Origin of the sequence: Pedobacter sp. P26, from assembly GCF_050632135.1 — a bacterium.
In the GTDB taxonomy this organism is placed as follows: Bacteria; Bacteroidota; Bacteroidia; order Sphingobacteriales; family Sphingobacteriaceae; genus Pedobacter.
The window spans coordinates 627,534-649,009 of the sequence record NZ_CP192574.1 but is presented as its reverse complement, the minus strand read 5'-3'; the positions used below and the strand labels follow the sequence as shown (position 1 = coordinate 649,009).

General features: G+C 37.7%; 16 protein-coding genes and 5 pseudogenes. 2 read left to right on the top strand and 19 right to left on the bottom strand.

What is annotated here, in order from left to right; translation table 11 throughout:
* Positions 1-19: 19 nt before the first annotated feature.
* From argH to ACQ86H_RS03075, 15 genes and pseudogenes are all read right to left on the bottom strand, one after another.
* Positions 20-1,350: pseudogene (argH, locus tag ACQ86H_RS03145) on the bottom strand (argininosuccinate lyase).
* Between the two features lie 55 nt (positions 1,351-1,405).
* The gene (locus ACQ86H_RS03140) at positions 1,406-1,738 is read right to left on the bottom strand and encodes a DUF5615 family PIN-like protein (RefSeq protein WP_431293834.1); all 333 of its coding nucleotides are present in this window, start codon (positions 1,736-1,738) and stop codon (positions 1,406-1,408) included.
* On the bottom strand, positions 1,738-1,998 hold the full coding sequence (locus tag ACQ86H_RS03135) for a DUF433 domain-containing protein (protein WP_431293833.1): 261 nt from the start codon (positions 1,996-1,998) through the stop codon (positions 1,738-1,740). The genes ACQ86H_RS03140 and ACQ86H_RS03135 overlap by 1 nt, the downstream gene beginning before the upstream one ends.
* A 197-nt stretch (positions 1,999-2,195) precedes the next feature.
* Positions 2,196-3,263: a M20 family metallo-hydrolase gene (locus ACQ86H_RS03130; protein WP_138818749.1), complete on the bottom strand. Its 1,068-nt coding sequence runs from the start codon at positions 3,261-3,263 to the stop codon at positions 2,196-2,198.
* 70 nt (positions 3,264-3,333) lie between these two features.
* The gene (gene proC, locus ACQ86H_RS03125; protein ID WP_431293832.1) at positions 3,334-4,146 is read right to left on the bottom strand and encodes a pyrroline-5-carboxylate reductase; all 813 of its coding nucleotides are present in this window, start codon (positions 4,144-4,146) and stop codon (positions 3,334-3,336) included.
* Positions 4,147-4,573: 427 nt separating this feature from the next.
* Positions 4,574-5,410, bottom strand: a complete 837-nt coding sequence (gene argB / locus ACQ86H_RS03120; RefSeq protein WP_431293831.1) for an acetylglutamate kinase — start codon at positions 5,408-5,410, stop codon at positions 4,574-4,576.
* Entirely contained in the window at positions 5,400-6,452 is a 1,053-nt protein-coding gene (locus tag ACQ86H_RS03115; protein ID WP_168202506.1) for a PDDEXK nuclease domain-containing protein, read from the bottom strand. The genes argB and ACQ86H_RS03115 overlap by 11 nt, the downstream gene beginning before the upstream one ends.
* 14 nt (positions 6,453-6,466) lie before the next feature.
* Positions 6,467-7,438 carry an acetylornithine carbamoyltransferase gene (locus ACQ86H_RS03110; RefSeq protein ID WP_431293830.1) on the bottom strand — a complete coding sequence of 324 codons (972 nt, stop codon included), beginning with the start codon at positions 7,436-7,438 and terminating at the stop codon, positions 6,467-6,469.
* Between the two features lie 46 nt (positions 7,439-7,484).
* Positions 7,485-8,614 (bottom strand): annotated as a pseudogene (locus ACQ86H_RS03105) (aspartate aminotransferase family protein).
* A 51-nt stretch (positions 8,615-8,665) separates the two neighbouring features.
* Positions 8,666-9,034, bottom strand: coding sequence for a four helix bundle protein (locus ACQ86H_RS03100; protein ID WP_138818754.1), 369 nt, complete (start codon positions 9,032-9,034; stop codon positions 8,666-8,668).
* Positions 9,035-9,093: 59 nt separating this feature from the next.
* Positions 9,094-10,076, bottom strand: a pseudogene (gene argC, locus ACQ86H_RS03095) (N-acetyl-gamma-glutamyl-phosphate reductase).
* A 2-nt stretch (positions 10,077-10,078) separates the two neighbouring features.
* Positions 10,079-10,549, bottom strand: a complete 471-nt coding sequence (locus tag ACQ86H_RS03090) for a GNAT family N-acetyltransferase (protein ID WP_431293829.1) — start codon at positions 10,547-10,549, stop codon at positions 10,079-10,081.
* Positions 10,542-10,892: a cupin domain-containing protein gene (locus ACQ86H_RS03085; protein ID WP_431293828.1), complete on the bottom strand. Its 351-nt coding sequence runs from the start codon at positions 10,890-10,892 to the stop codon at positions 10,542-10,544. The genes ACQ86H_RS03090 and ACQ86H_RS03085 overlap by 8 nt, the downstream gene beginning before the upstream one ends.
* Positions 10,893-10,976: 84 nt before the next feature.
* A pseudogene (gene argG, locus ACQ86H_RS03080) lies at positions 10,977-12,165 on the bottom strand (argininosuccinate synthase).
* A 1-nt stretch (position 12,166) separates the two neighbouring features.
* Positions 12,167-12,867 (bottom strand): annotated as a pseudogene (locus ACQ86H_RS03075) (GNAT family N-acetyltransferase).
* 581 nt (positions 12,868-13,448) lie between these two features.
* On the opposite strand from ACQ86H_RS03075, the gene ACQ86H_RS03070 reads away from it, so the two are divergent.
* Positions 13,449-14,150: a DUF4397 domain-containing protein gene (locus ACQ86H_RS03070; RefSeq protein ID WP_431293827.1), complete on the top strand. Its 702-nt coding sequence runs from the start codon at positions 13,449-13,451 to the stop codon at positions 14,148-14,150.
* 91 nt (positions 14,151-14,241) lie between these two features.
* Here the strand turns inward: ACQ86H_RS03070 and ACQ86H_RS03065 are convergent, their stop codons facing one another.
* From ACQ86H_RS03065 to ACQ86H_RS03050, 4 genes are read right to left on the bottom strand one after another with little or no spacing between them, the layout of a single operon-like run.
* Positions 14,242-15,219 (bottom strand): DUF5007 domain-containing protein, encoded by a 978-nt coding sequence (locus ACQ86H_RS03065; protein WP_431293826.1) that lies wholly within the window; start codon positions 15,217-15,219, stop codon positions 14,242-14,244.
* Between the two features lie 19 nt (positions 15,220-15,238).
* Entirely contained in the window at positions 15,239-15,925 is a 687-nt protein-coding gene (locus tag ACQ86H_RS03060) for a hypothetical protein (protein WP_431293825.1), read from the bottom strand.
* Between the two features lie 27 nt (positions 15,926-15,952).
* Positions 15,953-17,470 carry a RagB/SusD family nutrient uptake outer membrane protein gene (locus tag ACQ86H_RS03055; protein ID WP_431293824.1) on the bottom strand — a complete coding sequence of 506 codons (1,518 nt, stop codon included), beginning with the start codon at positions 17,468-17,470 and terminating at the stop codon, positions 15,953-15,955.
* A 12-nt stretch (positions 17,471-17,482) separates the two neighbouring features.
* Positions 17,483-20,692: a SusC/RagA family TonB-linked outer membrane protein gene (locus ACQ86H_RS03050; RefSeq protein WP_431293823.1), complete on the bottom strand. Its 3,210-nt coding sequence runs from the start codon at positions 20,690-20,692 to the stop codon at positions 17,483-17,485.
* A 467-nt stretch (positions 20,693-21,159) separates the two neighbouring features.
* On the opposite strand from ACQ86H_RS03050, the gene ACQ86H_RS03045 reads away from it, so the two are divergent.
* Entirely contained in the window at positions 21,160-21,384 is a 225-nt protein-coding gene (locus ACQ86H_RS03045) for a carboxypeptidase-like regulatory domain-containing protein (RefSeq protein ID WP_431293822.1), read from the top strand.
* Positions 21,385-21,476 lie beyond the last annotated feature (92 nt).

Here is a 21,476-nt window from a genome sequence, read left to right as displayed (position 1 = left end):
ATTACAAAATTAGCAAAATTTATTTAACCAAATCTTCAATTGCTTTATTCACTTTTCCGAAACCAAATTGCGATAAAATGTCGTGCATTCCAGCAGCAATTTGCTCATTACAAAGGTTGCCAATGCTTCCTTCGTGTGTATGATGTATCTGGCCAGATGGAGCAAAAGTACCATTTTCTATCTGTTCACCAACAATTTTATAGGCTTCTCTAAATGGAACCCCCTGCAGCGCCAGGTCGTTCACTACTTCAACGCTAAACAGGTAATCATATTTTTTATCTTTCAAAATATCATCCTTAATGGTAATGTTCTGGAACATAAAAGTGGCAATTTCCAAACATTCATTTAAAGAAGTAATCGCCGGAAACAAATTTTCTTTTAACAGTTGTAAATCGCGGTGATAACCTGACGGTAAATTAGTAATCATCATCGCTATTTCATTTGGCAAAGCCTGAATTTTATTACAACGCGAACGAATCAGTTCAAAAACATCCGGATTTTTTTATGAGGCATAATGCTTGAACCTGTAGTCAGTTCTGCCGGGAAACTGATGAATCCGAAATTCTGATTGATGAATAAACAAACATCCATCGCCATTTTAGCTAGCGTTGCTGCTACAGCACTCATGGCTTGCGCTAAAATCCTTTCGGTTTTTCCGCGGCCCATCTGTGCATAAACCACATTGTAGTTTAAACTTTCAAAGCCCAATAATTCGGTTGTTAAAGTTCTGTTTAAAGGAAATGATGAGCCATAACCTGCTGCTGAACCCAAGGGATTTTTATTGGTGATTTTCCAGGCGGCAAGCATCAGCTCCATATCATCGGCAAGGCTTTCGGCATAAGCACCAAACCACAAACCGAAAGATGATGGCATGGCAATCTGCAAATGTGTATAACCCGGTACCAATTTGCCTTTATGTGTATTGCTCAGTTCGATCAATTGGTTAAACAAAGTTGAAGTTTGATTAACCATATCTTCAATACAAGCCCTGAAGAACAATTTTAAATCAACCAAAACCTGATCATTACGCGAACGGCCACTGTGAATTTTTTTGCCCGCTTCGCCAATGCGTTGGGTAAGCAGCCATTCTACCTGAGAGTGTACATCTTCTACACTGTCTTCGATGGTAAAATTTCCGGCTTCAATTTCAGCGTAAATGTTTTTAAGTTCCTGCTGAACGGTTTTCAGTTCTTCAGCAGTTAGCAAATTAATGGTTTCGAGCATTTGAGTATGCGCCAAAGAGCCCAAAACATCAAATTTTGCCATTTGTAGATCAAGCTCACGGTCTTTCCCAACGGTAAAGCTTTCTACAAACTGATTAACATCTATATTTTTTTGCCAAATTTTCATTATAATCTATTTAACCGCGAAGGGCGCTAAGTTTTTCGCAAAGTGCGCCAAGCATTTATTGTAATTCCAAACAAGAAAATTCATCCTGTTTTATAAAATCACTTATTAATTCTCTTTTTTCTATTAAAGTCTCTGCAATCCCGCTCGTTGTATTGTTTCCGGAACGAAGCCAAATAATTTTAGGTGGATGACCATACAGATTTGAAAACTCATAGAAATCTGCGTCGAAAGTTACAATTACATAACCACTTTGACCAGCAAAAGTCCAGATCTCCTTGTCTGATCTGTTCTCTAATTTCAAACGTCTTGTTTGATCACAAGCTGGAAAATCGGCTTCTAAAAGTTTTGTGATCCTGTGATAGATGTTTTGATCGAACAATAATTTCACTAGGCAACTCTTATACTATGTTCCCTATCTGCAGAGTAGGCAAGACAGGCCAATACTTCCTCTTCTTTAATTTCTGGAAAATCATCTAAAATATTCTGAATGGTCATTCCGTTTGATAACCAACTTAAAACATCATAAACAGCAATCCTGGTTCCTTTAATACATGGCCTGCCAAAGCGTTTATTCGAATCAATATCTATGAAATTAGAATAAGTTTTCATCATGTAAAGATAAACAATATTATAAGAATTTTCATTCAACCGCGAAGGGTGCTAAGTTTTTGGCAAAGCACACAAAGCTATTTTATAATTTTACCACAGCATTCACGGAGTTTTTCACAGAGAACACAAGGCTATTTTTACCACACAGACACTAAGCACAAAGGTTTTTGAATCTTTAAAAGATAAAGGGGCATTTAAGTTTCACATCTGAACCTTACGCCTCAACCTTAAAACCTTCAACCTTCAATAACCGGTTTTAGCATATTTACATATCCTTCAACGCCTTCTGCAACCTCGCGAACATATAAAAATTCATCAGCCATGTGCGAGCGGCCAGAAAAACCTGGTCCACATTTTACTGAAGGGATATCCAGTAAAGCCTGATCGGATGTAGTTGGCGAACCGTAAGTAGTTTTTCCAAGTGCTACTCCGGCTTGAACAACCGGATGGTTTTTATCAATCGATGATGGTTTTAAACGGATGGAACGCGGGGTAACATCACAATCTACATTTGCCCTGATGATTTCTAACACTTCTTCATTGGTATAAGCATCGGTTACACGTACATCAACTGTGAAAGTACAGTTTGCAGGAACAACATTATGCTGCGAACCTGCATTAATAATCGTTACCGTCATTTTCAAAGGACCAAAAACCTCAGACACTTTAGGAAAGTGATAATTTCTGAACCATTCAATATCTTTCAATGCTTTGTAAATGGCATTTTCTCCTTCTTCACGGGCAGCATGCCCGGCTTTACCATGCGAAACGCAATCCAATACCAGCAAACCCCGTTCGGCAATAGCCAAATTCATTTCTGTTGGTTCACCAACGATACCAAACTCAAGCTCACCTAAATCAGGCAACACCAGTTCCAAACCATTGTTACCCGAAATTTCTTCTTCAGCAGTGGCTGCCAAACAGATATTATATTTTAAATTTTCCTGTTCGTAATAATATAAAAACGTACCGATTAACGAAACCAGACAACCGCCGGCATCATTACTGCCCAAGCCAAACAATTTGTCCCCTTCAATTGCAGCATCATAAGGATCGCGGGTATAACCTGAATTAGGCTTAACCGTATCATGGTGCGAGTTTAACAACAAAGTTGGCTTATTGGCATCAAAATGTTTGTTGTAGGCCCAAACGTTATTCATTTTGCGTTGAGTCTTAACCCCTCTCTCCTCCAAAAACTGGGCGATTAAATTCGCTGTTCTATCTTCTTCTTTGCTAAAAGACTGGATACGGATCAACTGCCGCAATAAGTCGAGACTTTCTTTTTGTATATTTTCTAGTAACATAGTATCAAGTAATTGTTAGAAAGCATCAGGAATAAACCCGAATTTAAACTTTTTACCTTTTATTTGGCTTTTAGCTTTCTTTGGTGTACAAGTTTCCTGCTTTTAAAGCCGAAAGTTTAATCCCTTTTATCAATGAAGAACTAAAACCGTTATGCTCCATTTCGTTCAAACCGGCAATAGTACAACCTTTCGGCGAAGTTACTTTATCTATTTCTGATTCCGGGTGTGTTCCATGTAATAAAAGCAAATCTGCCGCACCTTTTGCCGTTTGAACAGCCATTTTTAGCGCTTCATCAGCATGGAAACCAATTTCTACCCCACCCTGCGATGCAGCCCGGATGGCCCTTAAAAAGAACGCAATACCACAGGCACAAAGCGCTGTTGCCGAAGTCATTAAATCTTCGTTAATTTTCACCACTGAACCAACTGTTTCGAACATTTTGGTCACACTTGCGATATTTTCTGCTGAGGCATTATCGCTGGCCATACAAGTCATGGATTGCCCGATGGCAATTGCCGTATTTGGCATCACACGGATCACTTCAACATCTTCTCCCAGTTTTTCTCTAACTGCAGCGCAACTCACCCCCGAAATAACCGAAATAACCAGGTGTTTAACCGGAACAATCGAAGTCTGAATTTCATCCAAAACCGTATTTAATTGTTGTGGCAGAACGGCTAAAATCACAACATCAGCCTCTACAACGGCTTGTTTATTGTTATTACTTACGCTAAAACCTGATTCGGCATACGATTTTAAATGATCAATATTTCTGCGGGTTAACGTAATGTCGGCAGCTTTAGCAAAATCAGCTTTCACTAAACCTTTTGCTAAAGATAAACCGATATTTCCGCTTCCAATAATGGCTATTTTTTTTGACATGATTACTAATTTTCCTGCGGGTTGATCACAGATTATTTTGATTACAGATTTATATTTTTTTCCTACAGTTTTTGAAAAGCAATTTCAGTGATTCTATTGATGCCTCAGTCCTGTTATCCACTTCAATCTTTTTAACTTCTGCCATTTCATCTATTCATCGTCATTGCAAGGAGGAACGATGTGGCAATCTTTTCGTGTTGAACACAAAAAGTATTTCCGTTTCTATCAGGTTTAGTTTGCAAAAGCAGTAGTTAGTCGGTTTCTTTTCCCCTCGAAATGCCTATATAGCTACTACCACCAGAAAGCGAAACCTCAAAGAATTATAAATCAACTTAGTGCTTTTGTGTCCTGGTGGTTAAAATCTTTTAGCGATGAGTTTATGCCCCTCGCCAAAAACCTTACACCCTCAACCTCCCTGCCGTCTACCTCATTTCAGCATCTTGGTTCCAAAAGTTCCTTCCGCGAGTTCGGAAAGTTCGTCTGCTTTACCGATATATACAGCCGAAACTCCTTTTTTAATCGCTTCAAAAGCATTGTGCAGTTTAGGGATCATTCCTCCCTGTACCGTTCCGTCAGCTTTCAAACCTTCAAACTCATCAGCCTTGATTTCTCTTACCACAGTAGCATCATCATTAACATCCTTTAACACACCCTTTTTCTCAAAGCAATATACCAAACGGGTTTCATATAAGTTTGACATTGCTATCGCAACAGATGAAGCAATAGTGTCAGCGTTGGTATTTAAGAGTTGCGTATCACCATCATGTGTTATAGCACATAAAACAGGAACCAATCCGGCCTTCAGCAAGTTATCTAAAGTTGTTGAAGAAACAGAATTTTCATCCAAATCGCCCACAAAACCATAATCAATTACTGCACCGGCCATAGGTCCTGCATCTGCACCATAAGTTTTGGTAATAACCGGCCGTTTTTTTGCTTTGATCACATTACCGTCGGCTCCACTTAAGCCAATGGCATTGCTACCTTTAGCCTGTAGTTGCGCAACCATATTTTTATTGATCAAACCTGCGTAAACCATGGTTACAATCCGCAGGGTTTCAATATCGGTGATTCTTCTTCCCTCAACCATTTTGGCTTCAATTCCCAATGATTCACCCAGTTCAGTTGCAATTTTACCACCACCATGAACCAAAATTTTATCTCCTGGCAATGCCGTAAAATCCAGCAAAAACTGATGCAGGTTTTCTGAATTATCGATTACGTTTCCACCGATTTTTATGATTGTGAGTTGTTTATTCTTCATTTTTATAGAAAATTTCTGAAAGCTGATGTAGTTTTTCTACGAGTAACTTTTTATCAATGAGTTTAGTTTCATAATCTGCAATTAAAGCAGGTGACAAATTTCTAGCTAGCGCGTATTCCACAACTTCAACATCTTTACCTTTGCACAATAAGACACCAATACTTGGATTTTCATGCGGCCGTTTAACATCCCTATCCAAGGCTTCGAGATAGAAATTCAATTTTCCCAAAAATTCCGGTTGAAATTCTTCTATCTTCAATTCAAATAAAACCATACACTGCAAATCGCGGTGATAAAATAATAAATCTGTATAGTAATCTTTATTTCCTACCTGCAGTCTGTATTTACTCCCCATATACGTAAAACCCTTTCCCATCTCTAATATAAAATTTTGTAGGTTTTTAATTAATGCGTTCTGCAGGTCATCTTCAGAATGGATCTCGGGTAAAGCCAAAAACTCAAAAATGTAAGGGTCTTTAAAAATTCCACGAGGCAATTGTTTAGCTATTGCGTGTCCAAATTTATCACTAAGCATAGTCCGTTCAAAAGTGGCTGAATTTAACTGGCGCTCGAGTTCTCTTACCGATAGTTTCTCTTTAATAGAAGTATGGATATAAAATAGCTTTTCCTCTATAGTTTTGGTTTTGTTTAAAATGTGTAAATGAGAAGACCACGGTATTTGTGTCAACACTGTTGTCACAAATTTATCAAACTCATTATCAGCATCTTGAAATTGTGTCAGCAGTGTTGTCACGATTTCCTTCTCACTATAAACTTCATAAAATTGTTTCATTCTATAAAGTCCACGACGGTTAAATCCCTTTAACAGAGGTTGTTTCTCTGCAATATAGTCTGCTAAATCATTAACAGTTCCATCGCCCCATTTGCCATTGGCAACTTTTTCGGAAACAATTTGTCCAACACTAAAATATAACATTACGAGTTCTGCATTTGCTTTACTGTAGACCCTATTCCGGGCTTCAGTAATAAGCAAAATGACCTGCTCAAAATCTGATGTTATACTTTTTATTGGCTTATTCATTTAGCTAGTAATAGTTACAACTCTTCCAACATCGCTTTAATCACTGCTTGTGCAGCCCACAAACGATTGCCAGCCTCGTGGATAACCAATGAGTTTGGTCCATCTAAAATTTCAGATGATAATTCAAGATCACGACGAACCGGCAAACAGTGCATTACTTTGGCATCGTTGGTAAATTTCAACTTTTGGTTATTCATCATCCAACCATCCGGGTAAGTTAATACTTTACCGTACTCTGTATAACTGCTCCAGTTTTTCACATACACGTAATCCGCTCCGGCCAAAGCCTCCTCTAAATTATATTGAATATCTGCATTTGGTGTAAAATCCTCCGAAAGTTCGTAACCCTCAGGTTGGGCAATGGTAAAATCGATCATTCCTTCTGCCTGCGCTTTACACATCCACTCCGCAAACGAATTGGGTACCGCCTGAGGCAGCGCTTTAACGTGTGGCGCCCAGGCCAAAACTACCTTTGGTTTGCGTCCATCAGGTTTCTTTGCCCAGGTTTCGTGGATGGTAATAATATCGGCAAAACTCTGTAAAGGGTGGCGTGTTGCACTCTCTAAACTCACTACAGGTACAGCACAGTATTTCACAAATTTATTGAAGAAATCTTCGCTGTAATCCTCTTCACGGTTGTTCAATTTTGGAAAGGAACGTAAACCCAGGATATCGCAATATTGGCCCATCACTGCCGCAGCCTCACGGATATGCTCGACGGTTGAACCATTCATCACCACACCATCCTGTGTTTCTAAAGCCCAGCCTTCTTTATCCATGTTCATCACCATTACATTCATACCTAAATTTAAAGCCGCTTTCTGCGTACTTAACCGGGTACGTAAACTTGGATTCATAAAAACCAGACCCAGGGTTTTGTTTTTACCTAAATCCTGGTGTGCATAAGGATCTGCCTTTAACGCAAGTGCATCATTTACAAATTGTTTGATGCTTGGAACATCGTGTACGGAAGTGAAAAGTTTCATTTTTTAAAGCTTAAAGGGTGCTTCGACAGGCTCAGCATGACAATATCTATTTTACTAATTTTCTAAAAGCAGCTAAAAACTCATCAGCATGTGCCTTAGTCAAATTTAAAGCCGGCAATAAACGGATTACATTAGGTTTTGCCTCGCCGGTAAAAATATGGTGTGTAAACAATAATTCTTTTTTAACATGTGCCAGTTCGGCTGGCAGTTCGATACCGATCATTAGCCCACGGCCACGAACTTCTACTACCTGCTCAAATTTCTTTAATTCAGTAATGAGATAGTTCCCAACTTCTTCAGCATTTTTGATCAGGTTATCTTTTTCCATCACTTCCAAAACCGCTAGAGCCGCAGCGCAAGCTAAATGGTTACCACCGAAAGTTGTACCCAACTCCCCATGCCAAGGTTTAAATTTAGGCGCAATAGAAATCCCGGCTACCGGAAATCCATTTCCCATTCCTTTTGCCATCGTATACACATCTGCTTCAACACCCGAATAATCGTGCGAGTAAAACGAGCCGGTACGTCCATAACCACATTGTACGCTATCGGCAATGTAAACGGCATTATATTCATCACAAAGTGAACGGATTTTTTGCAGAAAACTTTTTGAAGCTTCTTTAATCCCTCCAACACCTTGGATACCTTCGATAATTACCGCTGAAATATCATTGCCTTGTGCTTTGAAAGTTTCTTCTAAAGCAATTTCATTATTAAAAGGCAAAAAGATTACATTTTCAGTTTGATTAACAGGTGCTACAATTTTAGGATTATCGGTTACGGCAACTGCTAAAGAGGTACGTCCGTGGAAAGCGCCTGTAAAAGCAATTACCTTTTTCTTCCGTTGTAAAATGAAGCCAGTTTTAAAGCATTTTCATTTGCTTCGGCTCCAGAATTGCATAAAAAGAGCTGAAAATCTTTTTTACCAGAAACTTCGCCCAACTTTTCAGCAAGCTGAACCTGTAAAGGAATTTTAACGGAATTCGAATAAAAGCCAACTTTGTTCAACTGGTCAGTTAAACGGCTTACGTAATGTGGATGCGTGTGGCCTATCGAAATCACGGCATGACCGCCATATAAATCTAAATATTGTTGTTCGTTAGCGTCCCAAACATTGCTGCCTGCTGCTTTGGTTATTTCTATATCGTTAAGTGGATAAACGTCGAATAGTTGCATATCTTAATAAGGTTTGAAGGTTGAGGGCTGGAAGGCAGAAGGTTTGTATGCCTAAGCTTTTCCACCGCCTCTCAAAAATTTAATAAATGCGATTAACATCGCCTTAATTTCATTAACACTTTTATTCACAGCCTCGTAAACTGCTAAACTGATGTAAGCTAAATCACGGATGAGAATAAAAGCATATTCTATTTCTTTTGTAGAGCCAAGTGCATTATCAAGATAATGAACAAAATCCTTATCTGTGTTTTTACCGCTTCCTTCTACAATATTTAAAGGGATAGAATAGGTGGCCCGCCGAATTTGTTGGGTTAAAGCAAATTTTTCTTCAATAGGCATTATAGGTAGGATTTCCTTATAAACCTGTAAAGTAAATAAGTGAGCCTTTTTCCAAACATCAAGTTTTTGATAATCTCTCATACATTTAAATTTTAGATCTGAATCCAGACCTTTTTGCCTTCTGCCTTCCCGCCCTCTGCCTAGAAATTGGCTGCCTTTAACTTAAGTCCTGCTGCTTCATCCAAGCCAAACATTAAATTCATATTCTGAACCGCTTGTCCGCTGGCACCTTTTAACAGGTTATCGATAATGCTGATGATAAATAATTTACCGCCATGTTTTTCTACATGCACCAGCGCTTTATTGGTATTTACGACCTGTTTTAAATCGATATTTTTCCGGCTTACATGCGTAAAAGGATGTGTACTATAATATTCTTCGTAAAGGTTCTGTGCCTCTTCCAAACTAAGATCGCTTTCGAGGTACATGGCAGCCAAAATGCCCCTGGTAAATGCTCCACGCTGTGGAATAAAGTTTAAAACCTCCGAAAGTGATGGCTGCAACTGCAACAAACTTTCGCTGATCTCGTTCAGATGCTGATGCTCAAATGCCTTATAAATAGAAAGGTTATTGTTTCTCCAGCTAAAATGCGAAGTGGCAGCTAAACTCTGCCCGGCACCGGTTGAACCGGTAGTTGCATTGATGTGAACTTCTTTTTGATCAAACCTTTAGCAGCCAAGGGCAATAAACCTAACTGTATACAGGTTGCAAAACAACCCGGATTGGCAATATTTTTAGCTGCTTTAATTTTATCGCGGTTAAGTTCTGGCAATCCGTAAATAAATTCGCGGTTTTCGAATGTCGATTTTTCATGTAACCTGAAATCCTGCGATAAATCGATTATTTTAATGTTTTCATTGATGGGGTTAGCGGCTAAAAACTTTTTCGCATCGCCATGACCAACACAAAGAAAAAGTACATCAATATCCTGTGGAATATCACTTACAAATTTTAAATCCGTGTCTCCGATCAGATCAGTATGTACATCAGAAATCAGGTTTCCGGCGTTACTGGTACTATTTACGAAAGAAATTTCAACATTTGGATGATTAACCAAAATGCGCAGCATTTCGCCTCCTGTGTAACCTGCACCACCGATTATTCCTGCTTTAATTTTATTCATCTCTATGAGTTTAATGCCATTTTATAAAGAAAAAATTCTTCGTCATTGCCTTGTTTTTCAAAGCCTATGTTTTCGTATAACTGCTGTGCAGTGTAATTATCTACAGCAGTTTCCAGTTGTATAAATGTAGCACCAGTGGTTTTGGAAAACTCCATGGCGGTTTTAATCAATTTTTCGCCGATTCCCTGCTTACGGTAAACCTCATCAACATACAGATCGTTCAGAATCCAGTTTTTACTTAATTTAGCCGACGAGAATTTCGGGTATAACTGCGTGAAACCCGCCGGTTTTTCAGTATCCTCGTCTATCGCTAAAAAAATGATCGATTCGTTATGTTGCAAACGCTCATCAATAAAAGCTTTGGCCATGCCAATATCCGAAAACTGGTTATAAAATATGCGATATTGGTTAAACAGGCCAACTACGAGGTGGGATTCTGTTAATCCTATTTGCTTTATCTTTATATTATTCACAATCAGTTCTGTCGTTTTGGGTTGATGGATAGGAGAAAAGAATAAATTCTAAATCATCAACACCATTGTTCATAATTTTATGTTTATCGCCAGCTTTAATCTGTAAACCTTTGTTGGCATCAACTGCAAATGATTCAGCTTCAATTAAAAATGTTGCCTGCCCTTTCAATATGAAGAAAAACTGTTCTGCATAAGTATGAAAATGTAATTTCTCAGCAGTTTGAGGCGGCATTAATTCTTGTTTAATTACTGCCTCAGGTTTGCTTACAAAATTCCATCCATCACAATTATTGCCCCATTTATAGTGATTTAAACAATTCTCTTTTGAAAGGATTTCGCTCATTTTAAGTATCAAGTATTTGGGATCAAGTATCAAGAGAGGATATAAACTTACATTTCACCTCTTCCATTTTACAGCTTTCATAAACTAGGCTTCTTCACTATTCACCTTATGCCAGATCATTACCTGGTTACCGAATATTTTAGAGAAACCTTTAACATCTTCTCCGCTCCAGGCGTTGTTCATTTCGCCGTAGCTACCAAATTTATTACTCATTAAATCATGGTTTGATTCAATTCCGATAATCTGGAAACGGTACGGCAACAATTCAACAAACACTTTACCGCTCACAAATTTCTGGGTGTCAGCTAAAAAAGCCTCAATATTCCGCATAATCGGATCGTGGAACTGACCTTCGTGTAACCAGTTACCATAGAAAGATGATAGTTGCTCTTTCCAGCTTAACTGCCATTTGGTTAACGTATGTTTTTCCAAAGTATGGTGTGCTTTGATAATGATGATGGGGCCAGCAGCCTCAAAACCTACGCGACCTTTAATACCAATGATGGTATCACCCACGTGGATATCGCGACCAATACCAAAAGGTTGAGCAATGGCCTGTAATTTTTGAATTGCCCTCACAGGCGCCAATTTTGCGCCATCAATAGCAACCAATTCTCCTTTTTCGAAAGTTAATTCTACTTTACGCGATTCGGTTTCGGTAACCTGGGTTGGCCAGGCGCTTTCAGGCAAGGTTTCGTGAGAAGTTAAAGTTTCTTTTCCTCCTACCGAAGTTCCCCATAAACCTTTATTGATTGAATACCTGGCTTTTTCAGCACTATATTCAACTCCATGTTGCGCCAAATATTCTATTTCTGCTTCGCGTGATAACTTTAAATCCCTGATCGGGGTAATGATTTCTACTCCTGGAATCAGGATATTGAAAATCATATCAAAACGTACCTGATCGTTACCTGCTCCGGTGCTACCATGCGCTACATAATCAGCTCCGATTTTTTACATAGTTGGCAATAGCAGTCGCCTGACTTACACGTTCTGCACTAACCGATAATGGGTAAGTAGCATTTTTTAATACGTTGCCAAAAATCAGGTATTTGATACAATCATCATAGTAACCCTCTGTTTCATCTACCACAGCATGCGATTTTACGCCCAAAGCATAAGCTCTTTTCTCAATCTCCTGTAACTCTTCGTTAGAGAAACCACCAGTATTTACTATTACCGAGTGAACTTCCAATCCGCGATCCTGTGCCAGGTAAATACAACAAAATGAGGTATCTAATCCTCCGCTAAATGCTAAAACAACTTTTTTCATGCTATTTATTAAATAAAAACGTAAATAAAAATAAAAGGGCTTTTAAGCCTGTTTTGGGCTTAGGTTTAACAACTAAACGTTGTTTAATGCGCATAAAACGCTCGTATAATTTGGGTTTTTTCTGCAGTTCTTCGGCAAATTGCTTGGCTACTTCGTGTTTTTTTCAGCCGGATCGTAAAGCATGGCAGTGCACATGCAGTTTTTGCGCTCCTTCATTTTTAAAATCTCAAAGTTTACGCAACTCTGGCAGCCTTTCCAAAATTCTTCATCCTGGGTAAGCTCGCTGTAAGTTACTGGTTCGTAACCCAGGTCTGAGTTTATTTTCATTACCGCTAAACCAGTTGTTAAACCAAAGATTTTTGCCTTAGGATACAACTTTCTAGATAAACCGAAAATTTCATTTTTAATGGCTTTTGCTAATCCGGCTTTACGGTATTTAGGACTTACTACCAAACCACTATTGGCGACAAACTGGCCATGGCTCCAGGTTTCGATATAGCAAAATCCTGCCCAGGAACCATCTTTGTGGAAAGCAATAACCGATTTACCCTCGTGCATTTTATTGGAAATGTATTCCGGCGAACGCCTGGCAATGCCTGTTCCACGAGCTTTTGCCGACTCAGCCATCTCGGTTACTATTTCTTCTGCAAATACACGATGTTCAGGAAGTGCAACCTGCACTATAAATTCGTTAATATCCATTCGTTTTCTAACGAAAAATTATAAGTATTCTTGTTAATTGGGTTTTTAGAGAGGATCAATTCCTCGTTACGTTTAGTGTAGGTACTAAATACGTGGAGTGAAATTTTGCCGGCTTGTGGGACAATAAAATACAGGTTGAAAATGATTAATAAACAAACCCTTCCCAGACACCATTTGTGTTGAGGAAACTGAAAGTTTATGTAAAATTTGCTTAATCATTTCTTGCGTATTAAAACGGCTTTAACTCTATTGAGGTGCAAAGGTTTAAATAAAAATCGAGTTACACAATAATATCGTGATTTTTTTATGTTAAGCTTTTGGTTTTATTGAACTAATCTGACTTAAACGGCCCGTAATTGTACTTCAAGGCATCCAGAACTTTTATCTTAAATTTATCTTTCAAACCTATCCAAGTGCCAATTTCAACATTGTTAAAAACTGGAGATAAAATTTAACATCTGCTTAACAACATTTAACATCCTACTATGCTGCTTAAATCCAATATTTACATGCCTGTAGCGAATGCGATCTGGCTATCGTTTTATAGGTACTCCTTAAATATTAAATAAAATTTTAACCGTATGAAGAATTTTACGCCATTTCATTTTAAATCAATCATTTTATTTGTTTTAATTTCTTTTACAGCAATAACTTCATGTAAAAAAACTGAAACTACCGATCCTACCATATCTTATTTAAGGGTAATCAATGCATCACCATCTTTGGCTACCTACAATGCTTACTTTAACGGTAATATGGTTAACTCAGCAGCTTTGCCATTTGGAGGCGCTGTTAATTATCTTTCATACGCCGCTGGTGCTTACAGTTTAAAATTTACAACGGCCAGCAGTGCGGAGAGTTTATTAACCAAAACCATTACTTTGAATGCAAGCACCTATTACTCGTCTTATTTGATTAATAAACCTGCTGCATTAGATGTTTATACCATTGGTGATGATCTTTCCACCCCATCAACTGATAAAGCCTACATCCGTTTTATTAACTTATCGCCTGATGCCCCTGCACTAGACCTGACAAAAACCAGCGCAACCACCTCGTTGGTTACCAATAAAGCCTTTAAAAGTGCAAGCGCCTTCATCGCTGTAGATGCCGGAACTTATACATTAGATGCGAAAGAAACTTCATCAGGCACAGTTAAAGCTACATCTGCGAGTACCAGTTTTACAGCAGGTTATCATTATGATATTATTTGTGGTGGTTTGGTAACACCTGCAAATGATACGGAACGACCATTGAGTTTACAGGTTATCACGATCAAGTAAGAAGGATTTTATTTTTCGACTTTCATAAAAAAGGGCAATTTTCGAATCGAAAATTGCCCTTTTGCATTAAGCATTGACCAAACTTCAATAATTATTTTTTTATTACATCAGGAAATTTTACCTGGATGACATAAGTACCTTCTAATTTGAGTCTCCAGGACCACCTTGGGTTTACAGAGAAACCTGGTGATGATGGAAAGCCATCTATTGATTTTATAAAGGTACTCGGTATTCTGTAATACATTAAGAAACCCCAGTCGGTAGTCGGTGTAACATATTTTGTTAAAGGGAACGGTGCTAGCTCAAAATCGCAGATCATAGCAGTATCAGTTTGAATAACCGGGTTGAATTTAGCATAGTTTTCAAAAATTGGCCTATCTCCCCTTGCTATAATTTCTTTTGCTTTAGGATTAAAGACATTTCCATTTTTATCCACCATTTTCAGTATAGCTCTTGCACCTAAAGATGAAATTTTTGTACAGGTAATAATTGGGTTTTTCATTGGCGTTGCTACACCTGTAACATCATTAAAGCCGTTAGCTACATTATCAGTAATCTCAAACAGGTCATCTATAGTGGGATCTACCACATTAATTGTTGCTAGTTTAGGGAATAGTTTAGTACCAGTACCATTAGTCATTTCTACATCATACACATATCTTCCTAAGGGTAAGAAACCAGATGCTTTGTTAAAGGTAAGCTGCCCGCTCAATTCATTAAACTCCATTGGTTTCTTTTTAACCACCTCCCTTTTCTTATTTAGCAAGTCCAGCGTTACGTCTGTTTCAGGATCAAAATTGGCACCGGTTTTAAAAACAGTGATTTCATACTCTTTAGAGAACTCTGCAGGCGCAGGAGAACCATCTTCTTTCCTCAAATTGAGTAATTTATAGGTAAAAGGTGGTGTAGAACCATCTGCATTGATTCTATCTGATTGAAAAAGAGGCAAGCCCCTTTTTGCATAAATATTATTGTCTTTATATCGAATAGAATCACTTAGATAGCCATTCTGTATTTTTTTACAGGCCACTACACCTAACAAGAGTAATAAACCTAAAATGTATTTCATTTTCATAATTGCGATTAAATTAATTGCCCAAAGACTGTGCATTAAAAAATAACCTGTGGTATCCACTTAACACATGAACTATACCATTGGTTGTGACGATTCCTGATGTTTGACAATCCACAGCCTTATCTTTTTGTGAATCGGGAATAGTACTTTGATCCGCCTCCTGATCATCACGGGTTCCGATTACTTTAGTATAAGTTACATAATCTACATAATTAACATACTGTGTATATTCATAAGAACGTCTCAATTTGATCAGATATTGAACATTTGGAATAGCTCCAAGTAAACTATTATAAAGCTTACCGCTAACGGTCATCTGGTCTCTGTTGATCTTGCCCGCAAATAAATAGGTCTTTAATGAATCATTTAATTCCTGTGCCGGAATATCTTTGATACCGAAGTCAAAGTTTTCTGTTCCAAGCTGGAGAGATTTCTGATATTTTTTGGCCTTTACATACTCCGCTATTCCATAATTTGTAGTTGCAAAAAAGGTTACATTGCCATTTACAGCATCCTTTAAACCTGCTTTGTCTATCACTTTAACCAAGGAATCGAAGTTGCGGTTAGACTTTAAGTAATCGTAAGTACTTAAATTTACATTGGGATCACTTGGGCCGCCATCCCTTTTATAATCATTTTTTTTACAAGCCGTTAGCGCCAGTAATATTAATGAAAGATATACTAATATATTATTTTTCATATTTTTTAATCTCTTAATAAAAACAACTTATACTTTACCCAACCAATATGGTGTTTGTTTCAATAACGGATTGTTTCTAAACAACGCAGGGTCTACAGGCCAATAAAATCCTTCTCTTCTAAACCTGCTTTCTGTAAGCCAATCTACGATAAGACCGTATCTTCTGGTCCTAAGCAAATCATAGAATAGATGTCCTTCCAGGTACATTTCTTTACCACGCTCATAAGCATATTCATCCATTACCTCGTCTACGGAGCTTCCAGCAGGAATTAATACCGGATCTGGATCATTTCTTTTTCTGAAATCATTGATAATACCGATTGCTGTTGCTGCATCCTTTTTGTAAAGTGCAATTTCTGCCTTAAGTAGTTTCATATCACCCAGTCTGAAAATGATAATGTTATTGCTTAGATAAGGGTCTAATTTTTGCCCAGGATTTCTGTACGTTACATTACTGTACTTTACACTCATTGGTTTATCTGGGTTAGCAAGGTCAAAGCCCTTTTTATAACGGATATCAGTGGTGGTTTCGAAATGATTATTAAGATACAGAGGCGTGGTATAAAAACGTGGGTTGTTTCCATAACCTTTAATATAATTCTCATTTAAAAAATACGAACCTATGGAACTATTAGAACCTTCCAATGTATTCTCACTAATGTTAATTTCAAATATGCCTTCGGAAGAACGACCAATAAAAGTATTCTTATAATTAGCGGTATCTGTTAAAGCATAACCTCCTTTGCTAATTAATGTATTTATGGTCGTATCAGCATTGTTTACATCAGTCAAATTAGGTGCATCAACGGAAACATCTGACATGGTAGCTCTCCAAAGATACAGATGAGCTAAAAGGGCATACGCTGAGCCCTTATTTGCAGTAACCTTTGCGTCTCCGGTATTCTCATAATTCCAGCTTAATAGATTAATGGCTTTGTGACAATCATTTTCAATCAATTTCATAACCTCCGATTTCGGACTTCTTGGCAATTGAGGCGCATTGATCGGGTCTTCATAAGACTCTGTAACTAATGGTACATCACCCCAGACCCTTACCGTCATAAAGTAACTTAATGCACGAAGGAAATACGCCTGACCAATCACTGAATTCCGGAATTGAGCAGGATCGTCTTCGGTTGACAATTGCGCATCGCTCATGGCATTAACTTTCTTCAAAATCAGATTAGACATGGCAATACTTTTATAGTACAAGCTATAATTTGCCAGCGTATTGATATTGTATTGAAAGGTAAAATCTCCACCCTGAATCCCTTCTAAACCATCGCCTCCATACTGTATCGTAAAATAATTTTTGGCGACAGCATCACCATACATAAAATAACGATTGTTTTTACTGGTAATCGCACTACGCATCATGGCATAATTGCCGGCGATGGCACTTCTTACATCCCTTGATGATTGCCAGAATGTTTGCTCATAAGGTGCGTCTTTAGGTTCCTCATATAATAATTTTTTACAGGAACTTACGGTAACCGCTGTAGCCATTGCGATAAGTACACCGATTTTTGTGATTATATTTTTCATTTATTGACGATATTAAAATTGAACTTGTACACCTAAAGTATATTTTCTTGGAATAGGATATCCGGTTCCATTATACTCCCCATATCCGCTAACAGCTTCTGCATCTGGTAATTTTTTTGATTGCTGGAACATATATACGTTATCAGCAATAGCGTATAATTTCAGCTGAGTTAAGCCTAATTTTCTTACGATTTTAGGGCTGAAATCATAACCAAGATTGATACTTCTGATCCTTGCATAGCCACCTTTTTCGAGGAAAAAGGATTGTGCAGCCGTATAATAATATCGATAGGATCCCAAATCGAGTTTTGCATATTCAGCCTGATCTCCAGGGTTTCTCCAGATGTTCAGGCGACTTAGATCCGGTGAAGAGACACTGGCAAAATTATATACCGCATTAGCATCTGTTGCGTTCGTAAAACGATCTGAATCAAATAGATTTAATACGTCACGTTTGAGAGTGAATGTTACGAAAATCCCCAAAGAGAAATTTTTGTAAGAAAAGTTATTGGTCCAACCACCGGTAAAACGTGGGTTAGGATCGCCAATTGGTGCTTTATCCGGATTGATACCATCATTAAAAACATCTATAAAATAATCTCCATCCAAATCTGCCAGATAAAAATCACCAGCATTATACGTTCCGTTACTATTTCTATACTTTTCTCCGGTATAAGGATTCTGGGGAATATCTGCTGAAGTAGAAAATACGCCTTTTGTACGATATAAATAGAAAGCATTTAGTGGACTACCTACAGAAAGCACGTGGTTTTTATCAAAACGATCTCCACTTAAAATAATATCACGGCCACCATTCGGCAAACTCATGATCTGATTTTTGTTATAAGATATATTAAAAGAGCTATTCCATTTAAATTCCTTTTGGATAGGATTAGCCGTTAAAGTCAACTCCATACCCGCATTACGTACTGAAAAAGCATTGGTGAAAGCATTGTCATAACCAGATGTAACCGGTAAATCAACATTAAAAAGCTTTTGTTTTACTTCTTTGTTATACACATCGAATGAAAGGGCATACCTACCATTATCAATTTCCAAATCTGTACCAATATTCCATTGTGTCGATTTCTCCCAACTAATATCCTTTTGTGCAACACCATTTATAAAATTAGGGGTAATAGCGGTAACACCATTATAAGAAGTAGCGCCTTGAATACCAAATGCCACCCCGTTAGCTGTACCATTTCCCGCAAATCCACCATTATTAACCAGGTATTTATTGTATTGCACATAAGCATTTCTTTTATCTTCATTACCTGTAGCACCATAACTTCCTCTTATTTTAATTAGTGTGAAAGGGTTATTGGTTAAGTTTTTCATAAAGCTTTCTTCGGAAAGAAGCCATCCTGCTGAAATGGAAGGAAATACCCCATATTTATTATTTTCTCCAAAACCAGAAGAACCGTCAGTTCTGATTGTTCCTGATAAAAGGTACTTGCTATCATAATCATAATTAAAACGACCATAATAAGCTACCAATCCATGCGCGATGTAACTTGATGAGGCATAAATATTCTGTTGTTTAAAACCAGTAACTGTCTGAATATTATCCGATGCACCTCCATAGCCGGATGCCTGGGTAGATTGAAACAAACTATATTCTATATCCTGACCCGCTACTGCACTAAAAGAATGTTTTTTAATGGAACCGTTATAAGCCAAATAATTCGATGTTCTTAAGCCCATATCAGTTGAGGAAAAACTGGAAGAGCTGTTGCCAAAACCATTGTTTAACAAATTGCTCATACTTACATCCCTACGGGTATTGTTACTAGTATAGGAAGATTGTGAATTTAAGGTAAAGTGTTTATTAAATTCATAGGCCAGATTGAGGTTGGCGGCAAACTGGTTCGACACATTTCTGTTTAAGTTTTCACCATCCTTACTCACAAAATAATCCAATTTTTCTGGAGATATATTAAATAACGAGGAAGGTAAATTCCCTGAACCAACTTTTGTAGGCTTAGATGGATCGTTTGGATCTTCGTTTCCTCTGCCTCTGCTAGCACTTGAATAAGAAAATATCGGGTTGATCATCAATTTTTTATTCATTGCTCTAGAGGTAAGATTTAAGCGCGTAGTATAACGTTTAAAGCCTGTTCCTTTTACAATACCATCCTCATCATAATACCCTCCACTGAAACGATAAGTTGTTCCATTATCGGTACCACCGCTTATACTTAGATTATTATCATTGATTTTACCTGTCTGATAAAATAAATCCTGCCAATCGGTATGGCCATTAAAAGCTGGATTTAAACTATCGGTAAGTATATAAGGCAATTGTACACGCTGGTCGTAACTAAGCTGCCTTTGAAGTACCTCCATTTTTTGTCTGCGCTCTGTAGTACCCATGGTAGCCTGTCTTAAGTTAGGGCGCTGCACCATACCGTAATAAGAGTTAAAGCTTACTCGAGTATCGCCACCTACACCTTTTTTGGTCGTGATCAAGATGACACCATTAGCAGCTCTTGAACCATAAATGGCCGCTGCCGAAGCATCTTTCAATACGTCAATAGATTCGATATCGTTCGGATTAAGGCCGGCCATATAGTTAGTTCCCGTGCCTGTACCTGGTGGCACGTAATCATCAGATGATTGAGGAACACCATCTACCACATAAAGTGGCGATCTGATTACATTAAACTGATCATAACCTGTGCTACCTGTGGAGTTACCCCTTACCGACACTGTTGGTGCCACACCTGGCTGACCAGTAAAGTTTTGAACGTTTACTCCTGATAAACGTCCTTGCAACAACTGATCAAAACTTGCAGCAGGTAAGTTGGCCAGTTCTTTACCAGAAATACTGGAAATTGCCGCCGTAGTTTTCTTTCTGGTAATTTTCTGATAACCGATAGTAACCACTTCACTGAGTGTATTATTATCCTCTTCCAAAGAAAAGTTTAATGTACCGCTTGCTGATACTGGTTTTTCCAGTGAACGATAACCTACAATCCTGGCCGTAATAATCGCATTATCTTTTTGCACCGTTAGGCTGAACTTTCCATCAGCATTAGTAGCAGTACCGTTCTTGGTACCTTTTTCAATAATCGAAACTCCTGGTATGGGTTTGTTGGTTTGATCTATAACCGTTCCCTTAATGGTTTTCTGGGCGAAGGCCAGCCAGGGGATGAGTAGATAAAATAATGTTGCCGTTAAAAATTTCACATAGCAATGTTTTGTAGAATTTTTTTCCATTGATGGTTAGTTAGTTAATTAGTTAAGTTTGACTATGACCTAAAGTATCAACATTTTTACTAGGCATTTAACTACTTTTTAGCTAAATAAAACCATATTTTAACTTAAAAATTTAACATTAATTAACATTTAACTCTTCAACACCTGACTTTTGCAATTTAAAACATGCCTCTATTGCACCAAATAGCACTTTTAAACCAAATAAGTCATATTTTCAATCATTTCTGGAATACATCACGCTAATTAATTAGCAGATAAATTTTGATAAGAAATTTCAAGAAAAATCTGCAGAAAGCAGCAGCTAAAACGTTAAACTAATCTTTTAGTACAGGATTAATTCCAAAATTAAAGTTACCTATAATCACCTGCCACATTACTCTATTTAGAATAGTTCAAAATAATTTGGATTATAGGATTTTCCAACGTTATTTTACGGCTATTTAGAATAAATCCAAATAAATATTGATATGTTTAAAATTAAACTATCCAGTTTAACATTTATATTAATCTTTACCAGCATAATTTCCTTGGCCCAGCAGTTTTCGACAATTAGTGGTACCATTACCACTTCTGATGGAAAACCTGCGGCTTATGTATCAGTAGGTTTAAAGGGAAAAGGTATTGGAAATGTTACCAACGATAAAGGTATCTTCGAAATACAAAGAGTTAAACCAGGTTCTTATATCATCTAGGCATTTTTATTCTTAGCTAATCAATTTTAGTCAACGCGGGCTGAAACAAAATAATCTATTTTGTAATCAGCCAGAAATTCTAACCCGCTTAG